We start from the raw sequence: 25,326 nt of genomic DNA on the forward strand, positions 1-25,326 counted from the left end.
ACTCTCCTGCCTAATTATTTTTCCTGAAAAGGAATATGGTTTGCTTCTGCAAAAACCTTTAGCTTCGCAGCGATTTCCTCCGTCGGGAAACGGTTCGTTAGTTTCGCAAAAACCCAGTTGCCGCCCTTTTGCTGCTCAACGATGACATAGCCCTTCTGTGCGCTAATCCCTTTGATAGCAGCCGCAGTGATTCGTTTGTCGCCTGTCATGCGACGTGTTTGTACATAATCTTTGCCAATCGTTATGTATGGACGTCTGAAGTAGAACAATGCTGCCAAGAGAATATAACAGCCAACCGTAATCCAAAACATCGTATCCATTTTGAACTCGGTCGAGCTTTGCATGAGAATTACGTACATGCCGATAAACAAAATGAGTAATATCGGTGCAATGAAATTGCGACCAACGATTTTCTCCGATTTCTCGGCATTAAAAACGATTTGACCATTACCTTGCTTCTTCCGTTGTTTGTTAACAACAGTCATGTTTTTGCGCACCTTGCGCTCCCAGGAACGTGACAAGCTCATTCTCCTCCTATTATGCTACCCTATTCAAACGGTCGACGGAATTTCTCGATAAAGCGGTTCGGATAATCATCCGGAAGCGCGCTAACGCTGTTCAATCGATTCCAAATTTCCGTCGGCATTTCCCAGCCTAATGCACCCATATTGTCTTCGAACTGATCTAGCTTGCTTGCTCCGAATATCGGCGATGTGATTCCTTCTCGTTGAATCAGCCATCTTAAAGCAACCTGCGCCGGCGTTTTATCAAGTTCTTTTGCAATCGCTATTACCTCATCAACAATTGCGAAGTTCTGGTCGGAAGCGCGGTTGATCCACGAGCTTTCCCCCACCTTAGTGATCATGCGACCTTCCTTAGGTTCATCTCGTGTGTAACGGCCCGTCAGAAAACCTCCGCCTAATGGCGCCCAAGGAATAATGCCTACTTTTTCCTCTAAGCAAAGCGACAGCATTTCACGGTCCATTTGCCGACTAACCAAGCTATACTGCGGTTGAATGGAAACGAAGCGCACATAACGGCTAGCATCGCTATGGGCTAATGACTTCATGAGCTGCCATGCAAAAAAATTGGAGCACCCTATGTAGCGGACTTTACCTGATGTAACAAGGTCATCAAGTGTACGCAGCGTCTCTTCTATCGGCGTAGCATGATCCCATACATGCACTTGATAAAGGTCAATGTAATCGGTTTGAAGCCGCTTCAAGCTAGCCTCAACACCATCCAAAATATGCTTACGGGAAAGCCCTACTCCATTAATATTGCTGGAGGTCGTCATCCGTACCTTCGTTGCTAGAACAATATCAGAACGTCTTTGTTTAATGGCTTTGCCTACGATCTCTTCCGAACGGCCGCTAACATATACGTCAGCCGTGTCAAGAAAGTTTCCGCCACGGTCAACGAAGCGGTCAATCATTTCGATTGCATCCGCTTCATTTGTTGTGTTACCGAACGTCATCGTTCCCAAGCAAAGTTCAGAGACAGCAAGTCCGCTTTTTCCCAATAGCTTATAATTCATCTAATAGACCTCCAATGGGTTTTAAATGATAACTCGCTAATACGTTTAATGCTTGATATCGTCTTTATCATCGACAATCTCAATCGTTTCCAGCTGTTGACGGAAATTGTTCTTGAAGTTTGTTAAATACTGCTTGCGAAGGTCGTCTCTTTCAGTGATTTCGGCATCGGATAAGCCCTCCGATTTATTTTTACGAGCGAGCTCGTTAATCCGTTCAATTATTTTTGAAAACTCCATTGCTTGCTCTACTCCTCTCATGATGGAAAAACCTCTACTCTATACTTTGACATTTTGAGCGCTTAGTTGTCAAGGCGAGGCTTTAAGGAAGGACGACTTGAACGCCAGGCTTTAACCCTTCAAGGACTTCAGTCTGCTCCGGGGTTTCCAAGCCAATCTTAATTTCTTTTCGGTCATATTCGCCATTTCCAGAATCATACATAACGAAGTACTTATCCTTCTCGCGAGCAATTGCGATGGATGGCACGACTGTCGCGTTCTCTTGCCTTTCTGTCTCAATTGAACCATTCAAGCTCAGCCCCGCGATTAAAGATTCATTAGCCTCAAGTCCGATTACAACTTCGAATTGCGCAGCTTGGTTCAAATTATTTTGGTCTGTTCCGGTTTTAGCGAATTTGGAAACACTCTGGACTTTCCCTTTCATTAATAAATCCTTCTTTGCACTCATCATGACGTTTACCGACATGCCTTCCTTTATACGGAAAATATCCTGTTCCCCTACAAGTGCAATGAATTGCAGCTTGCTCAAGTCAACGATCTTGCCAACATATTCATTTTGGCCAACCATTTGCGGTCTTTTGCTTGGATTATCGAATAAGAAAATCCCTTTTGCGGGCGAACGGTATATTGAGCTGCTAAGCATTTCTTTTTTACTTTGAAGTTCTTTCTCTTGAATACCAATCGTAACTTCACGAAGCTCTTTGTTCAGCTTGGATATTTCTCTTTCTACTAAAGATTTTTTCCGTTCTCCTTCAGATGCCTCCAGTGACATGAAATCCTCATCTGATTGAATGAGATAATCATTAAGCTTAGCTTCAAGCCTAGCTTTGTGCATTTCAGCTTCCATTTGCACAATTTCGTTTTGTACCGTCGATTGATTTAATTTGAACAATACGTCCCCAGCTTTGACCTGCTGACCATCTTGCACACTCCACTCGGACACTTCTGAGCTGTAAGGTGCGTAAACGAAGGTCTCTTGCTCATATAGTGACTTTCCTTTCACTTCGACGGTATTCGATATAGTTCCTTTGGTTACTTGAAACACAATCGCTTCTGATTCTGTTTCAATCAACATTGGCTGATTAGGGTTTCCCAACCGAAACAACCCAAAACTTATGGCTATAATGACAATTCCGAGAATGATCCATTTTAATTTGCTCTTCATCACAATACTCCTTCGATCTCATAGTTAATCTCTTTTAATCGCAGTCAATGCATCTGTCCTTGACGCAGTAATAGCTGGATAAATGCCGGATAAGATTCCTGTAGCAAGAGCAAAGGCCATTCCAATTGGGATCGTCAATAACGGAATAAAGATAATGACTGCATCCTGTTCATCAGACAAATGATGAATAAGTCCATTAATCCCCCATACGATCCAATAAGAAAATAATACGCCGAGCAGTCCCCCTAGCAATCCTAACAAAGCGGCTTCGACTATAAACATATTTCTAATTTGACCCAAGTTAGCCCCCAGTACCTTCATGATGCCAATTTGTCTTCTTCTCTGGTAGGTGGACATTGTCATGGCTACTACAATAGAAATCGAAGCAATGATCAGAATAAAAACGCCGATACCTAAAGCAGCTGCTTTTATGATCTTAAATTCATTCGCCAATCTTTCCTTCTGGTACAAATTCGTTTGTGTCGTTACTAACAATTTCTGAATCTGCTTTTCGACCTGCTCCAGCTTTGATTGATTTTCAACTTTGACGATGATAGATTGATAGGTTTCATTGTCATTCTCTGCCAGCATTAGCTCTTTTTTCAGCACCGCTGCCGTTTGAAGTGAGACATATCCCTTTTTGTTATACATCAATTGAGCGTCGCTGGATCCGCTAGGCTTTTTTAATACACCTATGACCCTAAGCGGCCTGCTGAACACAGGTCCGTCAGGCGTTTCGTAGCGAAACTGAATTTGCTTCTGGTACATGACGCTCGGCATCTTGCCTGTGTTCTCATATTGTTGAATGACAGCTTCATTATATGGATCTGCGGTTAACTGCTCTTGGAGCTTCGCCTTCGTTTCTTCCTCGATCAAGCCTAACGTTGCACCATAGTTCAGAACGATGGCATCCTCCATATTGGAAGGTCCACCTTGGATAAAATTATTGCCGAATGCTGTAAGCATCTCCAAATCCGTTCCGATCACTTCAGTTTGGTATTGTGAGCTCATCCCATCTAATGTGAGCATTTCCATATAATTAAGTTGCTGATAAGGAGAAGCTGCGGCTACATGCTGCATTTGTTTCATAATGTTCAGCTTCTGTTCTGTCAAACTTCCTTGCATGCTGGATTCAATAGCGGCTTCTGATGCAGTCCCCCCTGACTGAGGTCCGCTATTTGCTGTAACCGTAATTTCATCCATATTCAAATAACTATTCATTTGTTTCTCTATGTATAGTTGAGCAGATTCGCCGATACTCATCGCGACGATAATGGCTGCGCATCCGATCGAGATGCCTGCTGCACACAACGCAGTGACTACCCTTCTTCGTTTCACCTGATCCCATGATAGCCTCGTAACATCGCTAATCCTCATGGAATTGCCCTCCTGCAAGCGTTGGTTTCCATTTTTGATCCTGCTCCATTACCAAATAACCATCTCTAAGAGTTACGATTTTCTCTGTCCGCGCCGCTACCTCTTTCTCATGTGTAACCACAATAAAGGTTGTATCCATCGTTTTGTTTAACTGCTGCAGAATCATAATAATTTCTTCCTCTGTCTTTGTATCCAAATTGCCTGTTGGTTCATCTGCAAATATGACGGATGGCTCCGTAATTAGCGATCTGGCGATACTGACACGCTGTTGCTGACCCCCAGATAGCTGCGACGTGAACATTTCTGCTTTATCGGGTATGCCTACCTGTTCCAATAAGGCAAGTGCCTTTTTCTTTCTAACCGCAGGATGTATGGATTGAAATACGAGTGGAAGCTCGACATTCTCCCTTACCGTAAGATTAGCAATGAGCTCATAGGCTTGAAATATAAAACCGATATGACTGCGCCTGAATTCCGCGAGCTGATTCTCATTCATCTTCACGATGTTTTGACCAGCAATAAAAATTTCACCTTCAGTCGGCTTCATAAGCCCAGCCATTAAATTGAGCAGCGTGGATTTTCCTGACCCAGAGCTGCCTAATAAAGCGATCATTTCTCCCTTTTGCACTTGAAAGCTGATTTGGTGCAAAACAGCTGTTGTTTCATTCCCGTTTGTAAATGAATGTGATAATTGCTCTACACGTAACAATGTCGTCTCTCCCTTCAGTACCCTTTAATAGACGACAAAATGTAAAAGAAACCCTGCACCACACACAAAAAAACTTCCTAAATCAAACAGGTCATTAAGATCTGCTTGATCTAGAAAGCATTTGTGTTAGAACGTATGTTTACAAAATAAGAAAACATGATTAGATAGACGGAATGATAAGTGTTTGGCCGGGATTAATTTCTGAAGTATTTAATTCATTTCGATCCTTTATTCTATAAATAATGTATCTGATATCGTGTTTCGAGTCAGAGTAGCGCTTAGCGATCGCCCACAGTGTATCGCCTGAATGAACAGTGACGACCTGCTCCTCGTTAGATGCTGTTGCCGGAAGTTTACTTGATGCATCCGTCCCCATCATTAGAAAACTCGTAAATAGAAGCACAAAAATGACAAAACTTACGATAACCTTTACTAAATGACGTTTCACAAATTGCCAAATTCTATTCGGAACGGCTTTATTCTCTTGCTGCTCATGGATTGATTTATAAAAACTCGGATTCATTATCATTTATCAGCACCCCAAACGTTTGTTCTGTTTTTAGATTACACGAACAAACGTTTGGTGTCAACAAAAAATGCGAACCTTTGTACTTGAGAACTTATGTTTGTACGAACTCCGGTTCTATGTTATAATTTTTTGCAAACCTACTAATGGAGTGATTACTGTGTCGAAGATTTCTAACCGACAACATTCGATTTTAGAATTTATTAAGAATGAAGTTCGGGAGAAAGGCTATCCGCCCTCCGTTCGAGAAATCGGCGAAGCTGTTGGATTGCTGTCGAGTTCAACTGTGCATGGCCATCTAGACCGTCTTGAGAAAAAAGGATTAATTCGTCGTGATCCAACCAAACCCCGCGCAATTGAGATACTCGATCAAGAAGGCGTCGATGGCATTATTCCGCTGTCCGTAGCGAAAGTACCTATTGTCGGTAAAGTAACCGCTGGCGTCCCAATTACCGCAACAGAGAATATTGAAGAATATTTCCCGCTTCCCTCTCATTTCGTTGGGGACAGCAGTGTTTTTATTCTCAATGTAATGGGCGAGAGCATGATTGAGGCAGGCATTCACGACGGCGACTATGTTATCGTTCGTCAACAGCAGACGGCAAACAATGGTGAGATTGTCGTTGCCATGACTGAAGATGATGAAGCAACAGTCAAAACATTCTATAAAGAGAAGAATCATATCCGCTTGCAGCCTGAGAACTCTACGATGCAGCCGATTTTACTCCAGAATGTAACGATACTTGGCAAAGTGATTGGACTTTTCCGCGACATCCATTAATACATGATCGTTTTACATAAAGAAAAGGCTGGATCGAATGCTATCGCATTTTTGATCCAGCCTTTTTTTTTATAAACAGTGATCTTAAATCATATATGAGCGTTTTCGATGACACTTCTCTTCTATATAATCCTTAGGGCAAATATCCAATCACTGCGCTTTTGCCCTGCATAAGATATGTTGTATTCAAAACGTAAGGAGGTGCATTGAGAAATGTCCGGTTACGTTGGTGGAGCATTTACAAACACAGGTACCATTTTGGTTCTTTTTATTTTATTGGTGATTATTGCTTGCAGCTGCATGAGCTTCGGAAGTTATTAATCAATGTTCGATTGCAATTATAAATGAATTATGCGTTAAAGACCCTGCCAAGGGTCTTTTTTTGTGCTTCAAACAGCTTGTATAATCGATGAATTCAATTCTCGCTCCTGCGTTCATTCCCCTTACAATCAAAGGGATAAATTGTATGGGCAAGTTGCGTAGGTGGACATTGAAGCATAGGCTGAACGTAAATCAACATACTGGAGGAATCAATCATGGCATTAGGACCTCTTCAACCCCCTTTTTACCCATATCCGCCTGCTTATCCATACCCTTACCCCTATCCATATCCGTATCCTTACCCTGAAGTACTCCCTCTCCCTTTGCCATTCCCGCAAGGCGGCTTCGGAGGGCCTTGGTGGCACGGTGGGTTCCCTGGAGGCGGCTTTCATGGCGTAGGGCCTGGCGGCTTTCACGGAGGCCCTCCTGGAGGCTTCCATGGCGGAGGATTTCATGGCGGGCACCGTCAACCGATTTGCATAAAGTAATTATCCTTTGTGTAAAAGGATGTCAAAACAAAAGGAGAACATTACGATTTCGTGGATGTTCTCCTTTTGTTTGCCAAGGCTGTTAAACAAATACATACACGTCGTTTTATCAAAAATTCCATTAACCAAATAGCACTTCAGGATAAAACCGTTTAGCCATTTTACCTAATCTTTGGCGTTCAAGAAGCGGATAGTCATACAAATAACCCTCGTAAATGGTCTCTGCTTGTTCATGTACAAGAAAGTCATTAGGAGTTACTAATGTCGAAGGTCGGTTCCATAGCTGAATGCCGCTGCTGCGCAAGGACTCAGCTACAAATTGTGAACAGAAATAAGAAAGTGCAGGCTGCAAATTCGCATTCATTAAAACGCCAATCAAGCCAATCAGATTATAGCGGTAAATATTCTTGTTTTTCTCGAATTCGCAAATCATCTTCTCCAAGCTCGCTTTTTGTTGATCCGTCACTGCAATACGAAGAAGCTTGCACGTTGTCTCGGGAAAATGCCTAAAGGTTCCATTATAAACATCCTCTTTGATAAAACCTCCGTTAAATGGGTTTGTTGCTTGCTTCCTGCCAAAGCTATATATCCCTTCAAGCGTTTCATCCATAACGAGCGAAGCATGATTATATGGGGCTCTTGTGAAGCTTTTTATTACCCGAGTAAACAAAGYACCCGTGTTGGTCAACAAAACATAGACGCTATTTGTTCGATCATTGTGTACATTTGTTACACCCATGCTGCTCATCTCCTGCTTTAAATGCTGTTATATTCTCCATTACTCATCTGTAGTTAATTAGAATATAACAAGCTTGAAGACAAGCGAATAGTACTAACTCTATATGGTACTACAGATTATATTGTATATTTCTCCATCTCAGTTCTTGTTCTGCTACGCTTAAACGATGAGTAACAGAAATGATGTCATCGTAGCTTTTTTTATAATATCTAATAAAAAAACCTTAACGCAGGTGCGTTAAGGTTTCTCGTTTTTAATATAGGGTCAAATACTGATCGCGTTCCCATTGGTGAACTTGCGTGCGGTACATATCCCATTCAATTTCTTTAAGCTCATAGAAATGCGCAAGCGCGTGGTCGCCAAGCGCTTCACAGATAATATCGCTGCGCAGCATTTCATCCAAAGCTTCTTTTAGATCAAGAGGCAAGCTCGGAATACCTGCGTCCTGACGCTCTTCCTCAGTCATGATATAGATATTACGATCAGTAGGAGCTGGCAATGGCAATTTGTTCTGAATGCCGTCCAATCCCGCTTTTAACATAACAGCCAGTGCAAGGTATGGGTTGGCTGCCGGATCCGGGTTGCGAACCTCTACGCGCGTACTAAGGCCGCGAGAAGCTGGTATACGGATCATTGGCGAACGGTTGCTTGCGGACCATGCTACGTAACAAGGTGCTTCGTAGCCTGGTACTAGACGTTTATAAGAATTGATTGTTGGATTCGTAATTGCAGCCATCGCACGTGCGTGAAGCAGAATGCCTGCCATGTATTGGCGCGCAGTCGTGCTTAGACCAAGCTTGTCCTTCTCGTCATAGAAATCGTTTGTATCGCCTTTGAACAACGATTGATGGCAGTGCATGCCTGAGCCATTTACGCCAAACAGCGGTTTAGGCATAAAGGATGCATGCAAACCATGCTCGCGAGCAACGGTTTTGACAACGAGCTTGAATGTCTGAATTTGGTCCGCAGCTTTAATCGCATCTGCATATTTGAAATCGATCTCATGCTGGCCAGGAGCAACCTCATGATGGGATGCTTCAATCTCAAAGCCCATTTCTTCAAGCGTCAAAACGATTTCACGACGGCAGTTTTCACCCATATCCATAGGAGCCAGATCGAAATATCCGCCTTGATCGTTAAGCTCCGTTGTAGGCTCTCCGCGCTCATCCGTCTTGAACAAGAAAAATTCCGGCTCTGGACCGACGTTCATTGCAGTATAGCCAAGTCCTTCTGCTTCTTTCAAAGCGCGCTTCAGAATGCCGCGCGGGTCACCCGCGAAAGGCGTGCCGTCAGGCATATAAATGTCACAGATCAGCCTAGCAACACGGTCTTGGGTTACCCATGGGAATACTACCCAAGTATCAAGATCGGGATAAAGATACATATCGGATTCTTCAATACGTACATATCCTTCAATGGAAGATCCGTCAAACATCATTTTATTATCCAATGCTTTCTCAAGCTGGCTAACCGGAATTTCTACGTTTTTGATTGTTCCGAGCAAATCCGTAAACTGCAAACGAATAAATCGAACATTTTGTTCCTGTGCTATACGTCTAATATCCTCTTTAGTGTAACTCACAGAATCATCTCCTTAGTTTGCGAATCAATGGTTATAAAAGTCCTACTAGCGCTTATTTAAGAAACGGGTCAATTGACCTTGAATGAGCGAAGCCTGACCCGGTCTTTTCTCGAGCAATTGCTGTTTAAGCAAACGATGCAGCTGCTGATCGGAGAGCTCGCGACGCTTAACTTCCGATTGCTCACTAACGATCGTCGCATCGTCCGATTCTTTGGAAACCGGATTCATAACCTGTTTAATGCCGGCGATGTTAACGCCCTTTTCTATTAATGATTTAATTTCCAAAAGCCGTTCTACGTCATTAAACGAAAATAACCGTTGGTTTCCTGCTGTTCTCGCAGGGACGATCAATTCATGCTGCTCGTAATACCGGATTTGGCGGGCCGTTAAATCCGTCAGCTTCATTACGATGCCGATCGGAAATAGGGCCATATTTCTGCGAATATCGTCAGCCATGTCGCATCAACCTTCCAGTCGCTCATTTATAGATTCATTCTAACCTTTCCGACGCAAATGTGTCAAGTTATGTAAGGTTTAATCACAATTAAACCACTGTCCACTAGTCGATATAATGCGGTTAGAACACCATATTTGGCGTGGGCATAGGTTAAACCACCCTGCATATAAGCAATGTAAGGTTCGCGTATTGGAGCGTCAGCTGAGAGCTCTAGACTTCCTCCCTGAATGAACGTTCCTGCCGCCATGATGACAGCATTCTCATAGCCAGGCATATCCCAAGGCTCTGGGACGACATGCGAGTCGACTGCTGCAGCTTGCTGGATGCCTTGCACGAATGCGATTAGATGCTCGGCTTGTCCGAAGCGTACTGCTTGTATAAGGTCTGTACGCGGTTCGTTCCATCTCGGCTTCGTCTCAAAGCCAAGTTCTTCGAACAAAGCAGCTGCTAGCACGCTGCCTTTGATTGCTTGTCCAACCAAATGAGGCGCTAAAAACAAGCCTTGAAACATCGGTCTTAGAGTTCCAAGCATGGCGCCGACCTCGCCGCCAATGCCGGGAGCAGTCAACCGGTAAGACGCCGCTTCTACGGCGAATGCTTTCCCGGCAATATAGCCGCCAGTTTCAGCCAAACCGCCGCCTGGGTTTTTAATTAACGAACCTGCCATAAGATCAACGCCAACCTGAGTAGGCTCGAGCGGCTCGGTAAACTCCCCGTAGCAATTATCGACAAAAACGATGAGCTCCGGCTTTATCGCCTTCACTCTTTTAACAATGTCTTCAATCTCGGCAACCGTAAAGGACGCTCTCCAATCGTAACCGCGGGAGCGTTGAATTCCGATAACCTTAGTTTGTTCGGAAATCGACTTTTCAATTAGCTGCCAATCAAGGCCACCTCCCTCAAGAAGCGGCACCTCCGAATATTTCACGCCAAAATCCTGAAGAGAGCCCATTCCATCATTTGGTTTCCCGATGACCTTATGGAGAGTATCATAAGGCCTTCCCGTAACATACAGGAGCTCGTCTCCAGGCCTTAGCACACCGAACAACGCACAGCTGATCGTATGCGTACCCGACACAAAATGCGGCCTCACAATAGCGGCTTCCGCCCCCATTACATCAGCATACACGAGATCAAGTATTTCACGTCCGCGGTCATTATACCCATATCCAGTCGATCCCGTGAAATGGAAGTCACTTACCTTATGGMGCTGGAACGATTCAATAACCTTCCACTGGTTGCGTTCTGCAATCTTATCTATTCTGCGAAAAGCCTCTGCTGCAAGCATCTCTGACTGCTCAGCAACCTGCTCGAGATGCTTCCACAGCTTCTGATTCTCATGCTGCCTATTCATATCTATCTTCTCCTTAAAATTGCGAAGCAACTCGACTCCGTTAATGTATGTATTCCATTATTCAATATAATGCTTCAAACGATATCCATGCTGTTCATAATCCTGTTTGCTGACTTGCACGGTAAGTTTAAGCGAATCCTCGTTCACCTCTTGGTGAATAACTTCACCGCTTCGATAGGCAAGTGCGATTAGGTCACCGCGCTCAGCCGGAACATTAAATACGACAACATCTCCGCTCAGCTTGTCTTGAACTGACTGTTTTAATAGCTCTAGATCACCGTTATCATAGGCACTAATCACAAGATTATCACCGCCTGTAATAGGCAGATCCGATAGCGAACCGTTATTCACGCACATATCCCTTTTGTTATAGACCATAATATAAGGCTTATCGGAAGCACCAAGATCGCCTAAAATTTTGTTTACGACAGCAATTTGCTCTTCGCGTACAGACGAGCTGCTATCGATTACGTGAAGGACCAGATCAGCCTCGCAGACCTCTTCTAGCGTTGCTCGGAAAGCCGCTACGAGATCCGTTGGCAAATTCTGAATGAAGCCAACCGTATCCGTCAAAATGATCTCTCTTCCGTTCGGTAATTCAAGCGTTCTGGAGGTGGGATCTAGTGTTGCGAACAGCTGGTTTTCTACATAAACATCCGCATTTGTCAGCTCGCGAAGCAGCGTCGATTTCCCCGCATTCGTATAGCCGACCAGTGCAACCTGAGTGACACCGGCTTTCTTGCGCCGCTCACGGTGCAGCTTCCGATGCCTTACAACTTCCTCGAGAACAGTCTTCAAATCGAATATTCGATCACGGATATGGCGACGATCCGTCTCAAGCTTTGTTTCACCTGGCCCTCTGGTGCCGATTCCCCCGCCTAATCGAGAAAGGTTCTTGCTTTGCCCCGACAGCCTTGGAAGCAAATAGCTAAGCTGGGCAAGCTCGACTTGTATAATGCCTTCTCGAGTTTTAGCGCGTCCTGCAAAAATATCCAGAATGAGCTGGGTCCGGTCAACGATCTTCAAATCTAGCGACTCTTCAAGATTACGTACTTGGGCGCCCGACAGCTCTTGATCAAAAATAGCTGTCGTTGCACCCAATTCGTCGGCCAATGCTTTAACCTCTTGAACTTTTCCTTTGCCTATAAACCATTTTGAATCCACTGTTTCCTTGTTTTGCGTAATCGTTGCAAGTACCTCAACACCTGCCGTCTCCGTAAGCTGTGCAAGCTCTTGAAGCGACATCTCTGGATCTCCGCCTTTGCGTTTGTCTTTCGCGGTTACCAAGCTAATCAAAATAGCCTTCTCCATCATATCGGGATTCGTATCGAATGTTTTGTCGCTCATCTTATGCTCCTTCTAATCGATCAGCCTGAAATCGGCTTCGTATCCCACTTTAAATCCTCTGGTCTAATGGTCATTAACTCCTGCTTCGCGGGGACGGAATTCGCGTATTGCGATAGCAAACGGACTGCTTGAAACCGAATCGCTTTCTCAATCGAGTTTCTCACATATCTCGCATTGCTGAAAGAAAACATCGTGCTCAGCTTCTCTTGCATGAGATGCTGCCTTAATTTAAAAATCGTTGGAGGCAGCAAAACATAATCGCGCTCCTTCGCCATTAATTCGCTAATTTGGATCAATTGATCCACCGAATAATCCGGAAACTCGATTTGGATCGGAAACCGTGATGGAAGTCCCGGGTTGGTGAGAAGAAAATCATCGATCTCCGCTGGATACCCCGCAAGAATGAGCACGAATTGATTTTTATGGTCTTCCATCGATTTCACCAGCGTGTCGATTGCTTCCTTGCCGAAATCCTTTTCGCCACCGCGTGCTAGGCTGTAGGCTTCATCTATAAACAGCACGCCTCCCATTGCTTTTCGCACGAGATCACGGGTTTTCTGCGCCGTATGCCCGATATACTCGCCAACGAGATCAGCGCGCTCAACCTCGATCATGTGACCCTTCGAGAGCACACCCATCTTCTGAAACAGCTTTGCGACAATTCGTGCAATTGTTGTTTTCCCAGTACCGGGATTGCCCTTAAAAATCATGTGATACACGTGAGAGCCGCCAAATAATCCTGCTTCTGAACGCATTCGGCTAATGTAGAGCAGCGCATATATTTCATAAACCAGTGATTTCACATTTTCCATACCGATCATCGGTTCTAGTTCTTTTTGAATGTCTGCGTAATGGTCCTCGCTCGGCAGCGGCTTCACAGCAGGGAGCGGATCCGGCTCCAAAACATGGGCTGACGCTCCTGTCTGGAAAGTTTCTTGGCTTCTTAGGACTACATTAATTTGTCGGGAAGGTCTTGCGGAGCCATTGCCTGGTCCCGAAATGACGTGTCCACTCATCTGTCGCATCACCTATCCTTTGCTTCAAAAGCTGTCGCGGCCTGACCGCACTACAAGTTTATTCTACCTTGCAGCAGCATATTAGCAGATTTACGGCGATGAATCAGAAGGAAAAATTCCTAACGTAAGCAGCAACGAATCAAGCTTCCATTTGGTGAAAGCAAGTACTTCGCGCGACTCATTATAAACGGGATTGAGCACTTTGGATGTTGTTGCAGCGACCTGTAAAGGCGAGAAATCAAGCTTTTTGGCAATTTCCTTTGATCTGGCTGCATGATAATCATGTGTGATGACAAGAAGCCTATCGAGCCCGTGCTGGTCAGCGATATGTTGACTAAAAGCCAGATTCTCGTACGTGCTCGTAGCTTTATTTTCTAGCAACAGCTTGTCAGCTGAAATACCATTTGCGACCAGATAGTCGCGCATCCCTTCCGCCTCCGTTTTGGTCGAGCCATTCCCATCAAGTCCGCCAGTTAGAATGAGCTTGTCCACGATGCCGGTTTGCATTAACTCCTGCGCATAATCCAATCTCTCCTTCAATGCAGGACTAGGCACGTTGTTCCATAAAGCAGCGCCGAGCACGATCCCAGCGTCCGCTTTAATCAATGGCTTCTCGGTATCATAACCGTTAATTAACCATAATAAATATCCGCACCAAAATACGCCAGCGCACACGACCCAAGCAGCAACACGCAACAAGAGCAGCCACGGACGCCTTTTTATTGATCGTTTCCGTGATCTGCTCTTAACATTTGCTGCCGTTTTCATGATTCGCTTAATTCCCCGGTACGCTCAAGCAAGCTCTTCCGATGCTTCAAGCTAAGCGTGAAATACCGGAATCGGCCGTTGCGTATGCTCGAGAGGAGCTTCCCGGCTGTTTTGCGAGCCAACGCTACATCTTTGTTGTTGACATCGCCATGTCTCAATGCATCCTCAAGCTCATCCTCATCCATCAAAAAAACTTCTCCGCTCGGAAGCACAACCACGTCCAAATATAGATCATCAAACCAAGGCACCTGTTGGTCCGTTAAGCCTTGCGTCTTGCAAACATCGATGTACCACTGCACAACTCGGCCTTTATCATCGAACATCGTTGTGACAACGAAATGCTCGCCTCTAGGGAAATGCTGCATCCAAAGATATCCCCGGTCGGCCAAACAAAGCTTGCGGCCGTTATATTCCTTCCACAACGGTTCACGCAGCTCATGAATACGGTAAAACGTCACGAGACCTTTGAACTCGTCGCCGTCAAGCGCTAAGCAGGAATAGCTCTTGCGCAAGATACGCCGCCAGTTGGCGCGGTCTGAAAATTTTCTCTTCATACGGAACGTACCTTTCCGTTCAATTGAGATTAGCGAGTCTGTAATGACCACGGCTGTTCTCGGTTTTGTTCTAACTGTGAATTCCTTGTAAAACGTGACAGCTGAATTTATCTATAAAAAAAGATTACCATATCTTAACGTCCATCTCCAGCCGACAAGCAAAATAAACCAAGCAGTCCGCAACAAAATAAAAAGAATACCGCCTAAATAGGCGGTATTCTTCACTATTGCTCAACAATTTCAATGGATTCGACTATGATATTCTCCGTTGGAAGGTTATTCTTCAGCGGTGTTTCCGCGATAGCCTTTACAACTTCCATACCGCTCACTACCTTGCCAAAAATAGAATAATTCGGTTCGCGGTTCAAGTTGGCTGCTTCTGCTCCCGTACAAATGAAAAATTGACTGCCGCCTGAGTTAGGCTTGCTTGCATTCGCCATAGCGACCGTGCCTTCCTCATATTTCATTTCTGTACCTAGCTCATCCGGGATAGCATAACCAGGTGTTCCCGTACCGTTTCCTTTGGGATCGCCTGTTTGGATCATGAAGTCTTTAATAATGCGATGAAAAGCAAGCCCCTCATAGAAACCCTCACGAGCTAGAAATACGAAGTTGTTAACCGTAACTGGCGCTTCATCGGCGAATAGCTTCACCGAGAATTCTCCCTTTGTTGTTGTGAACTTCGCCACGTACGTTTTGTCTAGAACAATCTGCATGTCGGGCATTTTATCCCAGCTCATCGTCTTGGCGGAAGCCTCTGCGCTGTTCCGACCGCTTGCTCCGTTTCCGCTCTTCCCGCAGCCAACAGTCATCACGACTACGGCAATCAGTGCGATTAGAGCTAGGAAACGCGACACTCTATTATCCGTCATTGCTAACCACCCGTTCCTTGCGTATTGCCGCCAGTTTCAGAGTTACCAAATGCGTTTGTTGAATTATCTGTACCTGCGCTCTGATCAGTCGTCGGCGTAGGCGTCGGTGCCAGCGTAGGCTCAACGGTTTCGCCGCCTTCACCAGGGTCCACTGTTTCTTCAGGCAAGCTGCCGTCTGTTGGCGTAGGAGTAGGTAATTCTTCCTCGCCATCGGGCGGCAGCGTTATTTCACCACCGTCAGGATCGACGGGGTCTGGCTCCATAGGTATTTCTGGTATCATTTCCGTTTCCGGAATTGCTACTTTTATTTTGGATGATGGAGCACTTTCCAAATCATTCTCCGCATCGTACGCAACCACATAATATTCGTATGTCATGCCCGGGAAGGCGCTCATATCATCTACTCCTGTAGATGTAAGAGAGTCTACGAAGCGAATGAACTCGCTCTCCGACGCTTCCTTGCGGTATACCTGATAGGTGACTTTACCGTCTTGGTAAGGATCCCAAGATAGCTGAACGCGCATTTCTTCCGGTATAAATACCGCATTGAAATTTGTAATAGCTGCCGGCGGCTTGTCTTCTTTAATTCCCTGAGGCTTTTTGAAGCTGGATTTGGCAATGTTTTTCATTGATGGCTTCATGACCTTGGAGAACATGGTTGCTGCCTGGCTGCTGCCTGTATGCAAATAATGATCGATATCAACTTTATCGTATCCCATCCATACGGATGCTGTCCACTCCGGCGTATAACCCACGAACCAGGCATCCTTCACGCCGTCACCTCTAAAACCTTTGATTCCGTGCTGTGTCGTGCCTGTTTTACCTGCAAGCGAACGACCAATCGCTGCTTTCACTCCCGTACCGCCCTTTTCAACGACAGTCTGCATCATTTCAGTCAGGTAGTAAGCTGTTTCAGCAGATATTAGCTGCTTCGCAGCAGGAGCTTTATAGCTGTATACCGTATTTGTCTTGCCTTCAATCTTACGAATCGAATGCGTATCAACCGATTTCCCCTCGTTCGCGAACACGCTGTACGCTGTCGCCATCTGCATTGGCGTTGCACCTGTGGTTAATCCGCCAAGCGCCGCTGAAAGGTTCCGATCGTTTTCCGCATCGAGCTCTATGCCTAGCTTGCTGGAGAATGCGAAACCACTCTTTAGACCAACTTGATTCAACATCCAAACCGCTGCCAAATTTCGAGAATCCTTGATCGCTTGCGTCATGGAAACCGGAGTGGCACCCCATCTGTCCGTTGGGCAATAGTTACCATAACATTTCTTATCGTTGGCAAGCACTGTCCACGGGTAATATTTACCCGATTCAAGCGCAGGGCCAAAGGCGATTATCGGCTTGAAAGCAGAGCCGGGCTGCCGCTTCACATCTACGCGATTCAAACCTTTCTTCACATAGTCGCGGCCTCCTGTAAGCGCCTGGATCTCACCGGTCCGATGATTAATGATGACCATCGCACCTTCAACCTGACGTTCATCCACGCTTTTCTCAAAATTATCATCGTCGTTGAACTGCGTATCCATTGCATTCTGAGCCTCGACGTTAAGCGTAGTATAAATTTTGAAGCCGCCGATTCGGAGCTCTTCCTCTGAAAGATTCATGGCTACGGTTGCTTCTTCCACAACGTAATCAACGAATGCCGGATATTTGTCCGTTGTTCGTTCGATGTGGTTTTCGGGAATTTCGTACACGACCGCTTTTGCCTGCTCCATCTCGGCAGCTGTGATGTAGCCCTGATCAAACATTAGCTTTAGCACCACCGCTCTCCGGCTCATGGAATCCTCAGGATGGGCAATCGGGTTGTAACGGTTTGGTGCTTTAGGCATCGCAGCAATCGTTGCGACCTGCCAAAGCTCCAGCTTATCTACGTCTGTGTCGAAATAAAATTTAGCCGCTTCCTTGATGCCGTGAACCCTCTTGCCAAAAAATATTCGGTTCAAATACATCGTAAGAATTTCGTCTTTCGTATACTGCTGTTCGAGTGCGACAGCAATCGAGGCTTCCGTCGCTTTGCGGAAAAACGTTTTATCCGCAGTCAAAAATACGTTCTTGGCAAGCTGCTGGGTGATGGTGCTTCCTCCCTCAACGGCACTTCGGGCGATTACGTCCTTCACGACAGCTCTTCCGATAGCAAAGAAATCAATTCCCGAATGCTCCCTGAAGCGCTGATCCTCCGTTGCGATTATGGCATCAAACATTTGTTTCGGAATTTCAGAGAAATCCGCGATTTCACGGTTCTCGTTCGGATCAGACAATCTTGCGATTTCAATGTTGTTCGAATCGTAAATGATGGATGATTCGCCGAAAACGAGCTTGTTGGCATTCTCCGTAAGCAATCGTTCACCATTGAGAATAATAAGCAGATAGCCGATTATTCCGCACACAATTGCAATTACCGCCGTAAAAAACAAACCATAAAACCATTTGCGTCCCGAAATCCTTTTTTTCTTCTTTTGCTTCGGTACGGTCTTTCTGTTCGGTCGTTCAGCCATTGCTGACTCCCCTCCTGTTGTTCCAAGATCTTCTATCTAGCATTTCCACGAAACGAAAAGAGCAACCCAGCTTGGAGCGGGTTGCTCTTGCATGCCGCTATCTAGTTAAACGATACTCGTTATTAGAAAGTTTCATATCCGTTTAAAGCTTATGATTCGGACGAGCTGTGATCCTGCTGCATCAATGAAACATTTCGTTGCGGGGTAAACGTCGAAATAGCGTGTTTATATACCATTTGTTGACGACCTTCGCTGTCAATGATAATCGTAAAATTATCGAACGCTTTAATAACGCCCCGAATTTGAAAGCCATTCATTAAAAAAACCGTAACCGGTATGTTGTCTTTGCGAAGCTGATTTAGGAACGTATCTTGAATATTGATCGATTTGTTCATTGGACGTTACCCCCGTCTTAAAAAGATTGATTAGAAGTATATTCAAGATTAACTTGAAACTTTCCTGCTATTATAGCATGAACGGTTTGCAAATTGTTGTGAAAATTTTCCCCCATGTCGATCCAATGAATGTCATTCATGTGTCGAAACCAGGAGAGCTGACGCTTGGCAAACCTTCGCGTATCCCTCTTAAGTCGTTCTACCGCTGCTTCCAACGTGCAATTCCCGTGCAAATATTCCGCGATTTCCTTGTAGCCCAATCCCTGCATCGCAACAGCAGCAGGCGGCATATCTCTATCCAGTAGCAGCCTCACCTCTTCTACTAACCCTTGTTCCATCATCAAATCTACCCGTTGCTCTATTCTACGATACAACTCCGCACGGTCCATAGTCAAACCGATGATACAAAGTTCATATGGAGAAACCTTCGATTGGCCTGCTTGCTGCTCGGAAAACGTTTGTCCCGTCATATGAAAAACCTCCAAGGCGCGTATAACACGCCTAAGGTCATTGGGGTGCAAACGTTCTGCCGCAGGCGGATCGATGGCAGCGAGGCGGGCATGCAGCATCTCCACACCCTTCTCGGCAGCGTAGCGCTCTTGCTCTTGCCTGAAGGCTTCATCAGATCCGATGTCGGCGAACTGGAATTGATAACAGACGGACTCCACGTAAAGCCCCGTTCCTCCTACGATAAAAGGCAAATGGCCACGCGCTGCGATTTGGTCAATCGCAGCCGTTGCGCCTGCCTGAAAATCAGCTGCCGAATATGGAACGTCTGGCTCCATAATATCAATGAGATGGTGCGGAATGCCTTCCCGCTCGTCTATAGGTATTTTGGCCGTACCGATATCCATACCCCGATATACCTGCATGGAATCACCGGAAATGATCTCTGCCTCCCATGTCTTGGCGATATCGAGGCTCATTCGCGTCTTGCCTACAGCCGTAGGCCCAATAAGCACTAATAACGGCTGCTTGCGATTCGGATTTTGTTCCTGTGATTGCGGCACATTGTTAGGATCTATGATCAAAGCTTTATCACTCCATACGCAATTTTCGATGTATTCACATGTTTTCGCTTAAAGCCTAATCTTGCAAATTCCTCGCTGGCTTGATGCTCCTTAAGAACTACCGTTTTCCGAGCTACCCGCATGGCCTGTTCGATGGCTTCGATTGACAATGCGTTCATATTGGCGATGGAACGAAGAGGCTCCATTGAGCTGGACTCATTGATCGGTTTGCGGAACATCGGGTCGAAATAGACGATATCCACGCTATTATCGGCCATTCCCTTCAAGTATTCCAGATGGTTCATACAGGTCATTGCAATGCGTCTCATGGCAGCATCCACATCAGGCAGACTAGTCTCATAACTAGCTAAGCCTTCTCTGACAAGCGCGCATAGGACAGGCTCGCTCTCGATTGCGGTTACCTTCCCACTAGGTCCCGAGGCATATGAAAATACGAGCGAATCCGAAGCAAGTCCCGCTGTGCAGTCTATAATCTGGTCACCGGATTCACAGCCTGATAATATAATGAGCGGATCTGTTTCTCCCCTGCGCATCCGCTTCACACGCACAAACGCCATGCTGGGATGGAAATAAAGAGGGGTGTCCGATTGACCTTCGTAGTATCGTACTTCTTCTTCCGTTACAACAAGCAGCTTTTTATCCCCAGTCAAAGACAGCAGCTTGGCAACGGTTAAATTGCCGCGCGCCTTGAGCGGGGAAGCTAGTTCAATGGAGAGCCTGCCCGCTTGCTCAAGCGCACGCTGGGATGGCTTAGCCGTCGTGGTGACAATCACGACATCACCCGCTTGAACATTTTTTCCAATTGATAGGTTGATAAATGAACGATAATGGGACGACCGTGCGGACAAGTGTAGGGCTGTTTGCAATTGGAAAGACGCGCTAGCAGCGTCTCGCCTTCCTCACGGTTCATCCGGTCATTTGCTTTAATAGATGCTTTGCAGGAGCACATGATAGCCGCCTTTTCACGGAGCTTCGCAATGTCAATTGATTTCCGCTCCGCAATAAGAAGCTCCGCCATCTCCTCCAGCAGTGATTGCTCCTCGCCTTGCGGCATCCATTCCGGATAAGAGCGCACAAGAAAGGTCTGCAAGCCGAATGGCTCCAGCTCCACTCCGGCTTGTGCGAATAAAGGAATAAGATCCCTTAGCTGAGAAGCTTCGCCCGCGGTGAATTCCAAGGTGAGAGGTACGAGCAACTGCTGGCTCGCAGCCTCTGGATTTCCAAATTTTTGGTAATAATACTCATAATTAATTCGCTCATGGGCAGCATGCTGGTCGATCAAATACAGACCTTCTTCAGACTGTGCCACAATATAGGTGCCATGATGCTGACCGATCCAATAGAGCTCGGGAAACGCAGGCTCGGATTCGTTCGGCGCATCTTCATCCGATGGAAGCTTCGCGACCGGTGCATCCGTGTATGGGACAGCATCGGTCGGTAGTGAGACTTCGGAACGATCAACTGCAGCCGTATCCAAAGGAAATGCCAAAGGGAGTGGTTCCAACGAATTTCCCTCGTTCGAAAGTCTTACATCCGATGAGGCAACCGCTGATTGCTCCCAAGCCCCGCTCGCTTCACGAACAGCCATTTGATCCAAATCAGCTGTGCTTGGCGGCGCGTAGAGTTTCTCGGCGGCATTCCGCGGTACGTATTCCCTTTCCATATTCTGCGGCTTATAGGATAATCCAGAGCCTTTATTGGACTGGCTTATCGGATTGGACAGGTTAGATTGGTTAGGCTGAAAAGGCTTGAAGGCATCCGAAGCAGGCTCTGGCCGGTGAAAGGATATGGCATCCTGCACGAATAGCGGCTTGGAGCGCTCCGTTTTGGTCAAGGATTCCGGTCCTGGAATATGCCGTTGCCCGCGCAGGACGGCTTTAATCGCATCCTCAATCATCATACGGAGCTCAGGCTCCTTGCTGAAACGAACCTCCATTTTGGAAGGATGAACGTTGACGTCCAGCAGGCTCGGATGCATGCCCAGCTCAAGAATGACAAGCGGATAACGATTAATCGGCAAAAGCGTGTGGTACGCCTGCAGTAGCGCTTGATTTATCGTATGGCTGCGTATGTATCGGCCATTGACAATCGCGGTAATACCGTTGCGATTAGCTCTCGTAAGCTCAGGCTTGGAGATAAAACCACGAAGCTCGTAATCGGAAGTTTCCGCTTCGACGGGCAGCATTACTTTTGCCGTATTAGAGCCATAAACAGCTGCAATCACTTGCAGCCTATCACCCGAACCCAACGTTCGAAGCAGGACATTGCCATTATGCTTGAACGTAATCGCAATTCCAGGGTGTGCGAGCGCAATCCGGTTCACATAATCAGAAATATGACCAAGCTCTGTCTGGATGGCCTTCATATATTTGAGTCGCGCTGGCGTATTGTAAAATAAATCGCGAACCGTCATTTCTGTTCCTTGCGGGGCGTTGGCCGGTTCATCAATCGTAACCTTGCCACCTTCAATCACGATGCGGCGGGCCAGACCCGTAGCGGTGTCGGAAGACGTGCATTGCAACCGCGAGACCGCAGCGATACTTGGAAGCGCCTCGCCGCGGAATCCCAGACTTGCAATTCGAAAGAGGTCGCTGCTCGTGGAGATTTTGCTTGTCGCATGCCGTTGAAACGCAGTCACAATATCGGAAGCCTCGATACCATAACCGTTGTCAATGACCTTAATAAGCGTCAAGCCGCCTTCTTCAATCGAGATATCGATAGTCGTGCTGCCTGCATCGACCGCATTCTCAATGAGCTCCTTCACGACCGAAGCAGGTCGTTCGACAACCTCGCCTGCTGCGATTTGGTTGGCAAGCTGCTCGTCCAGCACTTTGATTTTTCCCATAGCGATCACAAACCTCCTTCCGCTTGTTAATGGTTCAGTTTGCTCTTCATATCATTCAGCCATTGCATGGCTTGCATCGGCGTGAGATTAAACAGATCCAGCTTACGCAGCTGCTCGGCGAGCTGCTCGGCTTTCGGACTCGCTTTCTTCCGAGCCGGCTCAGCCTCGTTTGCTGCTGCTGGCTCATCAAAAATCGAAAGCTGTACGATTCCCTTCGGCTGTACAGCCTCCTTAACTACTTCTGCCGCGGGAGCGGACTGTGTATAAGCCAAGGTATTCATAGTTGGAGCAGGCTTTGTTGAATCTCCGTCCAGCGTTTCATCCAGCAGCTCATACGCCCTGCCTATAATGGATTCAGGCAAGCCAGCGAGCTGAGCGCAATAAATACCATAGCTGGTGCTCGCGGCTCCGGCAATCAATTTTCTTAAGAAGGTTACATTATCGCCGCTTTCCTCGACGGCCATACGCCCGTTGGCAAGAGATGGCAAGGATTCCTCAAGATGCGCAAGCTCATGGAAATGAGTAGAAACAAGCGCCTTGCAACCGATATGATGGTGCACATATTCAATAACAGCTTGAGCGATTGCCATTCCTTCACCTGTAGAAGTACCGCGGCCAAGCTCATCGATAATGACGAGACTGTTAGCAGTCGCTTTGTCGGTCATGATTTGTATATCTTTCATTTCAACCATAAAGGTGCTTTGCCCGCCGATCAGATCGTCGGCTGCACCGATACGCGTGAAAATACGGTCAATCAGAGGGATCTCCGCAGATTTAGCCGGGACGAAGCAGCCAATCTGAGCCATGATGCAAATAAGAGCGACTTGGCGCATATAAGTGCTTTTGCCGGCCATGTTCGGACCGGTAATAAGGAGCATCCACTGCTCGTCCTTATGAAGCGCCGTTCCGTTCGATATGAATGGAATGCCATCCATCATCGCTTCCACGACTGGATGCTTGCCGTCCTCGATATGAAGATTATAGCCTTCGGTCACTTTGGGACGGGAGAAGCGGCGTTCAGCGCTGACCGTTGCAAGCGACTGATAAACATCAAGCTCGGCAATAATCGCAGCTGCTTTTTGAAGCCGGTGTAAATGAAGAGACAGATGGTCGCGCAGCTCGATGAAACGCTCGTATTCCAAATCAACCATTTTGTCTTCAGCTTCCAGAATCAGCTTTTCCTTTTCCTTGAGCTCTGGCGTCACGAACCGTTCCGCATTCGCGAGTGTTTGCTTGCGTTCATATCTTCCTTCTGGAAGTGAAGACAAATTGCCTTTGGAAACTTCTAAATAATAACCAAAAATGCGGTTATAACCGATTTTCAAATTTTTGATTCCAGTAGCTTCTCGCTCTTGGCGTTCAAGCTCAGCCAGCCATTTCTTCCCATTGGTGCTTGCTTCGCGCAGTTGGTCCAAATAGGCATCGTACCCTGCGCGGATTAATCCGCCTTCTTTAATCGTCACAGGAGGCTCGTCAACGAGCACCGTTTCAATGAGATCCGCAAGATCAGAGCAATTGTCAGTACCATCAACAAGTGCCTTCAGGACGTCAGAGCCCGAATGCTCGCAAAGCTCTGTGAGCTGGGGAATGCGGCGCAGGGAGCTGCGAAGTGCGTTCAAATCCCGGCCGTTCGCGCTGCCGAACGCCACTCTGCCGACCAATCTCTCCAAATCATAAATCGGCTGCAGCTCCGAACGGATGTCGTCTCTTAGAATCAGGTTGAGATACAAGGTTTCTACCGCATCCAGGCGCGCCTCCACCGCAATGCTGCTTAGCAGCGGCTTATCGATCCAGCGGCGCAGCAGCCTTGCGCCCATCGAGGTTTGCGTACGATCCAGCAGCCAGAGTAGCGAGCCTTTTTTGCTGCGGTCCCGCACCGTCTCGGTCAGCTCCAGGTTTCTTCTTGTATAGTGATCCAAAATCATAAACTGGTTTGGTTCGTAGCTCGATATGGTGCGCACATGTCCGAGTGAACGTTTTTGGGTTTCCTCCAAATAACCTGTCAGAACACTTACCGCCTGCAGCCGCGCACCTTTCACTTTGGCAATTTCAGCTTCGCCGAATTGCTCCAGAAGCTTATCTGCTGCCATCGGTTCGCGCGCCGTAAGCAAAAGCTGCCTATTCCATACCGCCGCTGCTTGAATACGGACGAGCAGCTCCTCGTCGCCAACCAGCTCGGATGGCTGATACACGTTTATCTCATCGATTAGCGCCTCCAGGTTTTCCGGGAACGATGTCACATAAAATTCTCCAGTTGACAAATCACAGGCAGATAAACCCAATATGCCGCCAACACGTACGATTGCAGCGATAAAATTGTTGGAAGTGCCATCCAGCGCTTTCGTTTCCATGACTGTACCCGGCGTAATGATCCGAACGATTTCACGGCGTACGACGCCTTTGGCTGCCGCAGGATCCTCGACCTGCTCGCAGATTGCAACTTTGTAGCCCTTATCGACGAGACGGCTAATATAGTTTTCAGCGGAATGGTACGGCACACCGCACATCGGTATTTTTTGCTCGCCACCGCCCTCGCGGCCTGTCAGTGTAATTTCCAGCTCGCGTGACGCGGCGATTGCGTCATCAAAAAACATCTCATAAAAATCACCTAAGCGAAAAAACAAAAAAGCATCCTTCGCTTCTTCTTTTATTGCTAAGTATTGTAAAATCATCGGCGTATATCCAGCCATTCCGATCCCCCTCAAAAACGTCAACAAATCT

Annotated in this window: 25 protein-coding genes; 3 read left to right on the forward strand and 22 right to left on the reverse strand. The window is 46.5% G+C overall.

Going from position 1 to position 25,326, the window contains the following annotated elements; genetic code table 11:
* Nucleotides 1-14 precede the first annotated feature (14 nt).
* From AB4Z29_RS08465 to yneA, 7 genes are all read right to left on the reverse strand, one after another.
* On the reverse strand, nucleotides 15-521 hold the full coding sequence (locus tag AB4Z29_RS08465; RefSeq protein WP_441942626.1) for a hypothetical protein: 507 nt from the start codon (nucleotides 519-521) through the stop codon (nucleotides 15-17).
* Nucleotides 522-547: 26 nt separating this feature from the next.
* Nucleotides 548-1,537, reverse strand: a complete 990-nt coding sequence (locus AB4Z29_RS08470) for an aldo/keto reductase (protein WP_441942627.1) — start codon at nucleotides 1,535-1,537, stop codon at nucleotides 548-550.
* Nucleotides 1,538-1,582: 45 nt separating this feature from the next.
* Nucleotides 1,583-1,774 carry a DUF896 domain-containing protein gene (locus AB4Z29_RS08475; protein ID WP_441942628.1) on the reverse strand — a complete coding sequence of 64 codons (192 nt, stop codon included), beginning with the start codon at nucleotides 1,772-1,774 and terminating at the stop codon, nucleotides 1,583-1,585.
* Between the two features lie 82 nt (nucleotides 1,775-1,856).
* Nucleotides 1,857-2,939 carry an efflux RND transporter periplasmic adaptor subunit gene (locus AB4Z29_RS08480; protein ID WP_441942629.1) on the reverse strand — a complete coding sequence of 361 codons (1,083 nt, stop codon included), beginning with the start codon at nucleotides 2,937-2,939 and terminating at the stop codon, nucleotides 1,857-1,859.
* A gap of 24 nt (nucleotides 2,940-2,963) precedes the next feature.
* On the reverse strand, nucleotides 2,964-4,316 hold the full coding sequence (locus tag AB4Z29_RS08485; protein ID WP_441942630.1) for an ABC transporter permease: 1,353 nt from the start codon (nucleotides 4,314-4,316) through the stop codon (nucleotides 2,964-2,966).
* Nucleotides 4,306-5,025, reverse strand: a complete 720-nt coding sequence (locus AB4Z29_RS08490; RefSeq protein ID WP_441942631.1) for an ABC transporter ATP-binding protein — start codon at nucleotides 5,023-5,025, stop codon at nucleotides 4,306-4,308. Before AB4Z29_RS08490 ends, AB4Z29_RS08485 begins: the two co-directional genes overlap by 11 nt.
* A 160-nt stretch (nucleotides 5,026-5,185) precedes the next feature.
* On the reverse strand, nucleotides 5,186-5,554 hold the full coding sequence (yneA, locus tag AB4Z29_RS08495; protein ID WP_441942632.1) for a cell division suppressor protein YneA: 369 nt from the start codon (nucleotides 5,552-5,554) through the stop codon (nucleotides 5,186-5,188).
* 157 nt (nucleotides 5,555-5,711) lie between these two features.
* Between yneA and lexA the strand changes: the two genes are divergently transcribed.
* The 3 genes from lexA (at nucleotide 5,712) to AB4Z29_RS08510 (ending at nucleotide 7,141) form a co-directional block, all read left to right on the forward strand.
* Nucleotides 5,712-6,332, forward strand: coding sequence for a transcriptional repressor LexA (gene lexA, locus AB4Z29_RS08500; RefSeq protein ID WP_053376242.1), 621 nt, complete (start codon nucleotides 5,712-5,714; stop codon nucleotides 6,330-6,332).
* A gap of 213 nt (nucleotides 6,333-6,545) precedes the next feature.
* Nucleotides 6,546-6,653 (forward strand): sporulation protein YjcZ, encoded by a 108-nt coding sequence (gene yjcZ / locus AB4Z29_RS08505; RefSeq protein ID WP_441942633.1) that lies wholly within the window; start codon nucleotides 6,546-6,548, stop codon nucleotides 6,651-6,653.
* 215 nt (nucleotides 6,654-6,868) lie between these two features.
* On the forward strand, nucleotides 6,869-7,141 hold the full coding sequence (locus AB4Z29_RS08510) for a hypothetical protein (protein ID WP_441942634.1): 273 nt from the start codon (nucleotides 6,869-6,871) through the stop codon (nucleotides 7,139-7,141).
* Nucleotides 7,142-7,262: 121 nt separating this feature from the next.
* Here AB4Z29_RS08510 and AB4Z29_RS08515 read toward each other — a convergent pair whose 3' ends face one another.
* From AB4Z29_RS08515 to mutS, 15 genes are all read right to left on the reverse strand, one after another.
* Nucleotides 7,263-7,880, reverse strand: coding sequence for a hypothetical protein (locus tag AB4Z29_RS08515; RefSeq protein ID WP_441942635.1), 618 nt, complete (start codon nucleotides 7,878-7,880; stop codon nucleotides 7,263-7,265).
* Nucleotides 7,881-8,133: 253 nt separating this feature from the next.
* Nucleotides 8,134-9,462, reverse strand: coding sequence for a type I glutamate--ammonia ligase (gene glnA / locus AB4Z29_RS08520; protein ID WP_183560858.1), 1,329 nt, complete (start codon nucleotides 9,460-9,462; stop codon nucleotides 8,134-8,136).
* Between the two features lie 45 nt (nucleotides 9,463-9,507).
* Nucleotides 9,508-9,918: a MerR family transcriptional regulator gene (locus tag AB4Z29_RS08525; protein WP_053376247.1), complete on the reverse strand. Its 411-nt coding sequence runs from the start codon at nucleotides 9,916-9,918 to the stop codon at nucleotides 9,508-9,510.
* 62 nt (nucleotides 9,919-9,980) lie between these two features.
* On the reverse strand, nucleotides 9,981-11,273 hold the full coding sequence (locus tag AB4Z29_RS08530) for a methionine gamma-lyase family protein (protein WP_441942636.1): 1,293 nt from the start codon (nucleotides 11,271-11,273) through the stop codon (nucleotides 9,981-9,983).
* A 57-nt stretch (nucleotides 11,274-11,330) separates the two neighbouring features.
* The gene (gene hflX / locus AB4Z29_RS08535; protein ID WP_441942637.1) at nucleotides 11,331-12,620 is read right to left on the reverse strand and encodes a GTPase HflX; all 1,290 of its coding nucleotides are present in this window, start codon (nucleotides 12,618-12,620) and stop codon (nucleotides 11,331-11,333) included.
* Nucleotides 12,621-12,640: 20 nt separating this feature from the next.
* The gene (locus AB4Z29_RS08540) at nucleotides 12,641-13,636 is read right to left on the reverse strand and encodes an AAA family ATPase (RefSeq protein WP_441942638.1); all 996 of its coding nucleotides are present in this window, start codon (nucleotides 13,634-13,636) and stop codon (nucleotides 12,641-12,643) included.
* A gap of 90 nt (nucleotides 13,637-13,726) precedes the next feature.
* Nucleotides 13,727-14,404, reverse strand: coding sequence for a YdcF family protein (locus AB4Z29_RS08545; protein ID WP_441942639.1), 678 nt, complete (start codon nucleotides 14,402-14,404; stop codon nucleotides 13,727-13,729).
* Nucleotides 14,401-14,958: a DUF402 domain-containing protein gene (locus AB4Z29_RS08550; protein WP_183560868.1), complete on the reverse strand. Its 558-nt coding sequence runs from the start codon at nucleotides 14,956-14,958 to the stop codon at nucleotides 14,401-14,403. The genes AB4Z29_RS08545 and AB4Z29_RS08550 overlap by 4 nt, the downstream gene beginning before the upstream one ends.
* A 224-nt stretch (nucleotides 14,959-15,182) precedes the next feature.
* Nucleotides 15,183-15,830: a peptidylprolyl isomerase gene (locus AB4Z29_RS08555; protein WP_441942640.1), complete on the reverse strand. Its 648-nt coding sequence runs from the start codon at nucleotides 15,828-15,830 to the stop codon at nucleotides 15,183-15,185.
* Between the two features lie 2 nt (nucleotides 15,831-15,832).
* Nucleotides 15,833-18,334, reverse strand: a complete 2,502-nt coding sequence (locus AB4Z29_RS08560) for a PBP1A family penicillin-binding protein (protein ID WP_441942641.1) — start codon at nucleotides 18,332-18,334, stop codon at nucleotides 15,833-15,835.
* A 149-nt stretch (nucleotides 18,335-18,483) separates the two neighbouring features.
* The gene (gene hfq / locus AB4Z29_RS08565; protein ID WP_441942642.1) at nucleotides 18,484-18,729 is read right to left on the reverse strand and encodes an RNA chaperone Hfq; all 246 of its coding nucleotides are present in this window, start codon (nucleotides 18,727-18,729) and stop codon (nucleotides 18,484-18,486) included.
* Between the two features lie 17 nt (nucleotides 18,730-18,746).
* Nucleotides 18,747-19,757, reverse strand: a complete 1,011-nt coding sequence (gene miaA, locus AB4Z29_RS08570; protein WP_441942817.1) for a tRNA (adenosine(37)-N6)-dimethylallyltransferase MiaA — start codon at nucleotides 19,755-19,757, stop codon at nucleotides 18,747-18,749.
* Complete coding sequence (locus tag AB4Z29_RS08575; RefSeq protein ID WP_441942643.1) at nucleotides 19,757-20,533, reverse strand: class I SAM-dependent methyltransferase; 777 nt, start codon at nucleotides 20,531-20,533, stop codon at nucleotides 19,757-19,759. The genes miaA and AB4Z29_RS08575 overlap by 1 nt, the downstream gene beginning before the upstream one ends.
* Nucleotides 20,530-22,605: a DNA mismatch repair endonuclease MutL gene (gene mutL, locus AB4Z29_RS08580; RefSeq protein WP_441942644.1), complete on the reverse strand. Its 2,076-nt coding sequence runs from the start codon at nucleotides 22,603-22,605 to the stop codon at nucleotides 20,530-20,532. The genes AB4Z29_RS08575 and mutL overlap by 4 nt, the downstream gene beginning before the upstream one ends.
* A gap of 26 nt (nucleotides 22,606-22,631) precedes the next feature.
* Nucleotides 22,632-25,295, reverse strand: coding sequence for a DNA mismatch repair protein MutS (mutS, locus tag AB4Z29_RS08585; protein WP_441942645.1), 2,664 nt, complete (start codon nucleotides 25,293-25,295; stop codon nucleotides 22,632-22,634).
* Nucleotides 25,296-25,326: the final 31 nt, after the last annotated feature.

This window comes from Paenibacillus sp. 2TAB23 (assembly GCF_052115165.1).
GTDB lineage: Bacteria > Bacillota > Bacilli > Paenibacillales > Paenibacillaceae > Pristimantibacillus.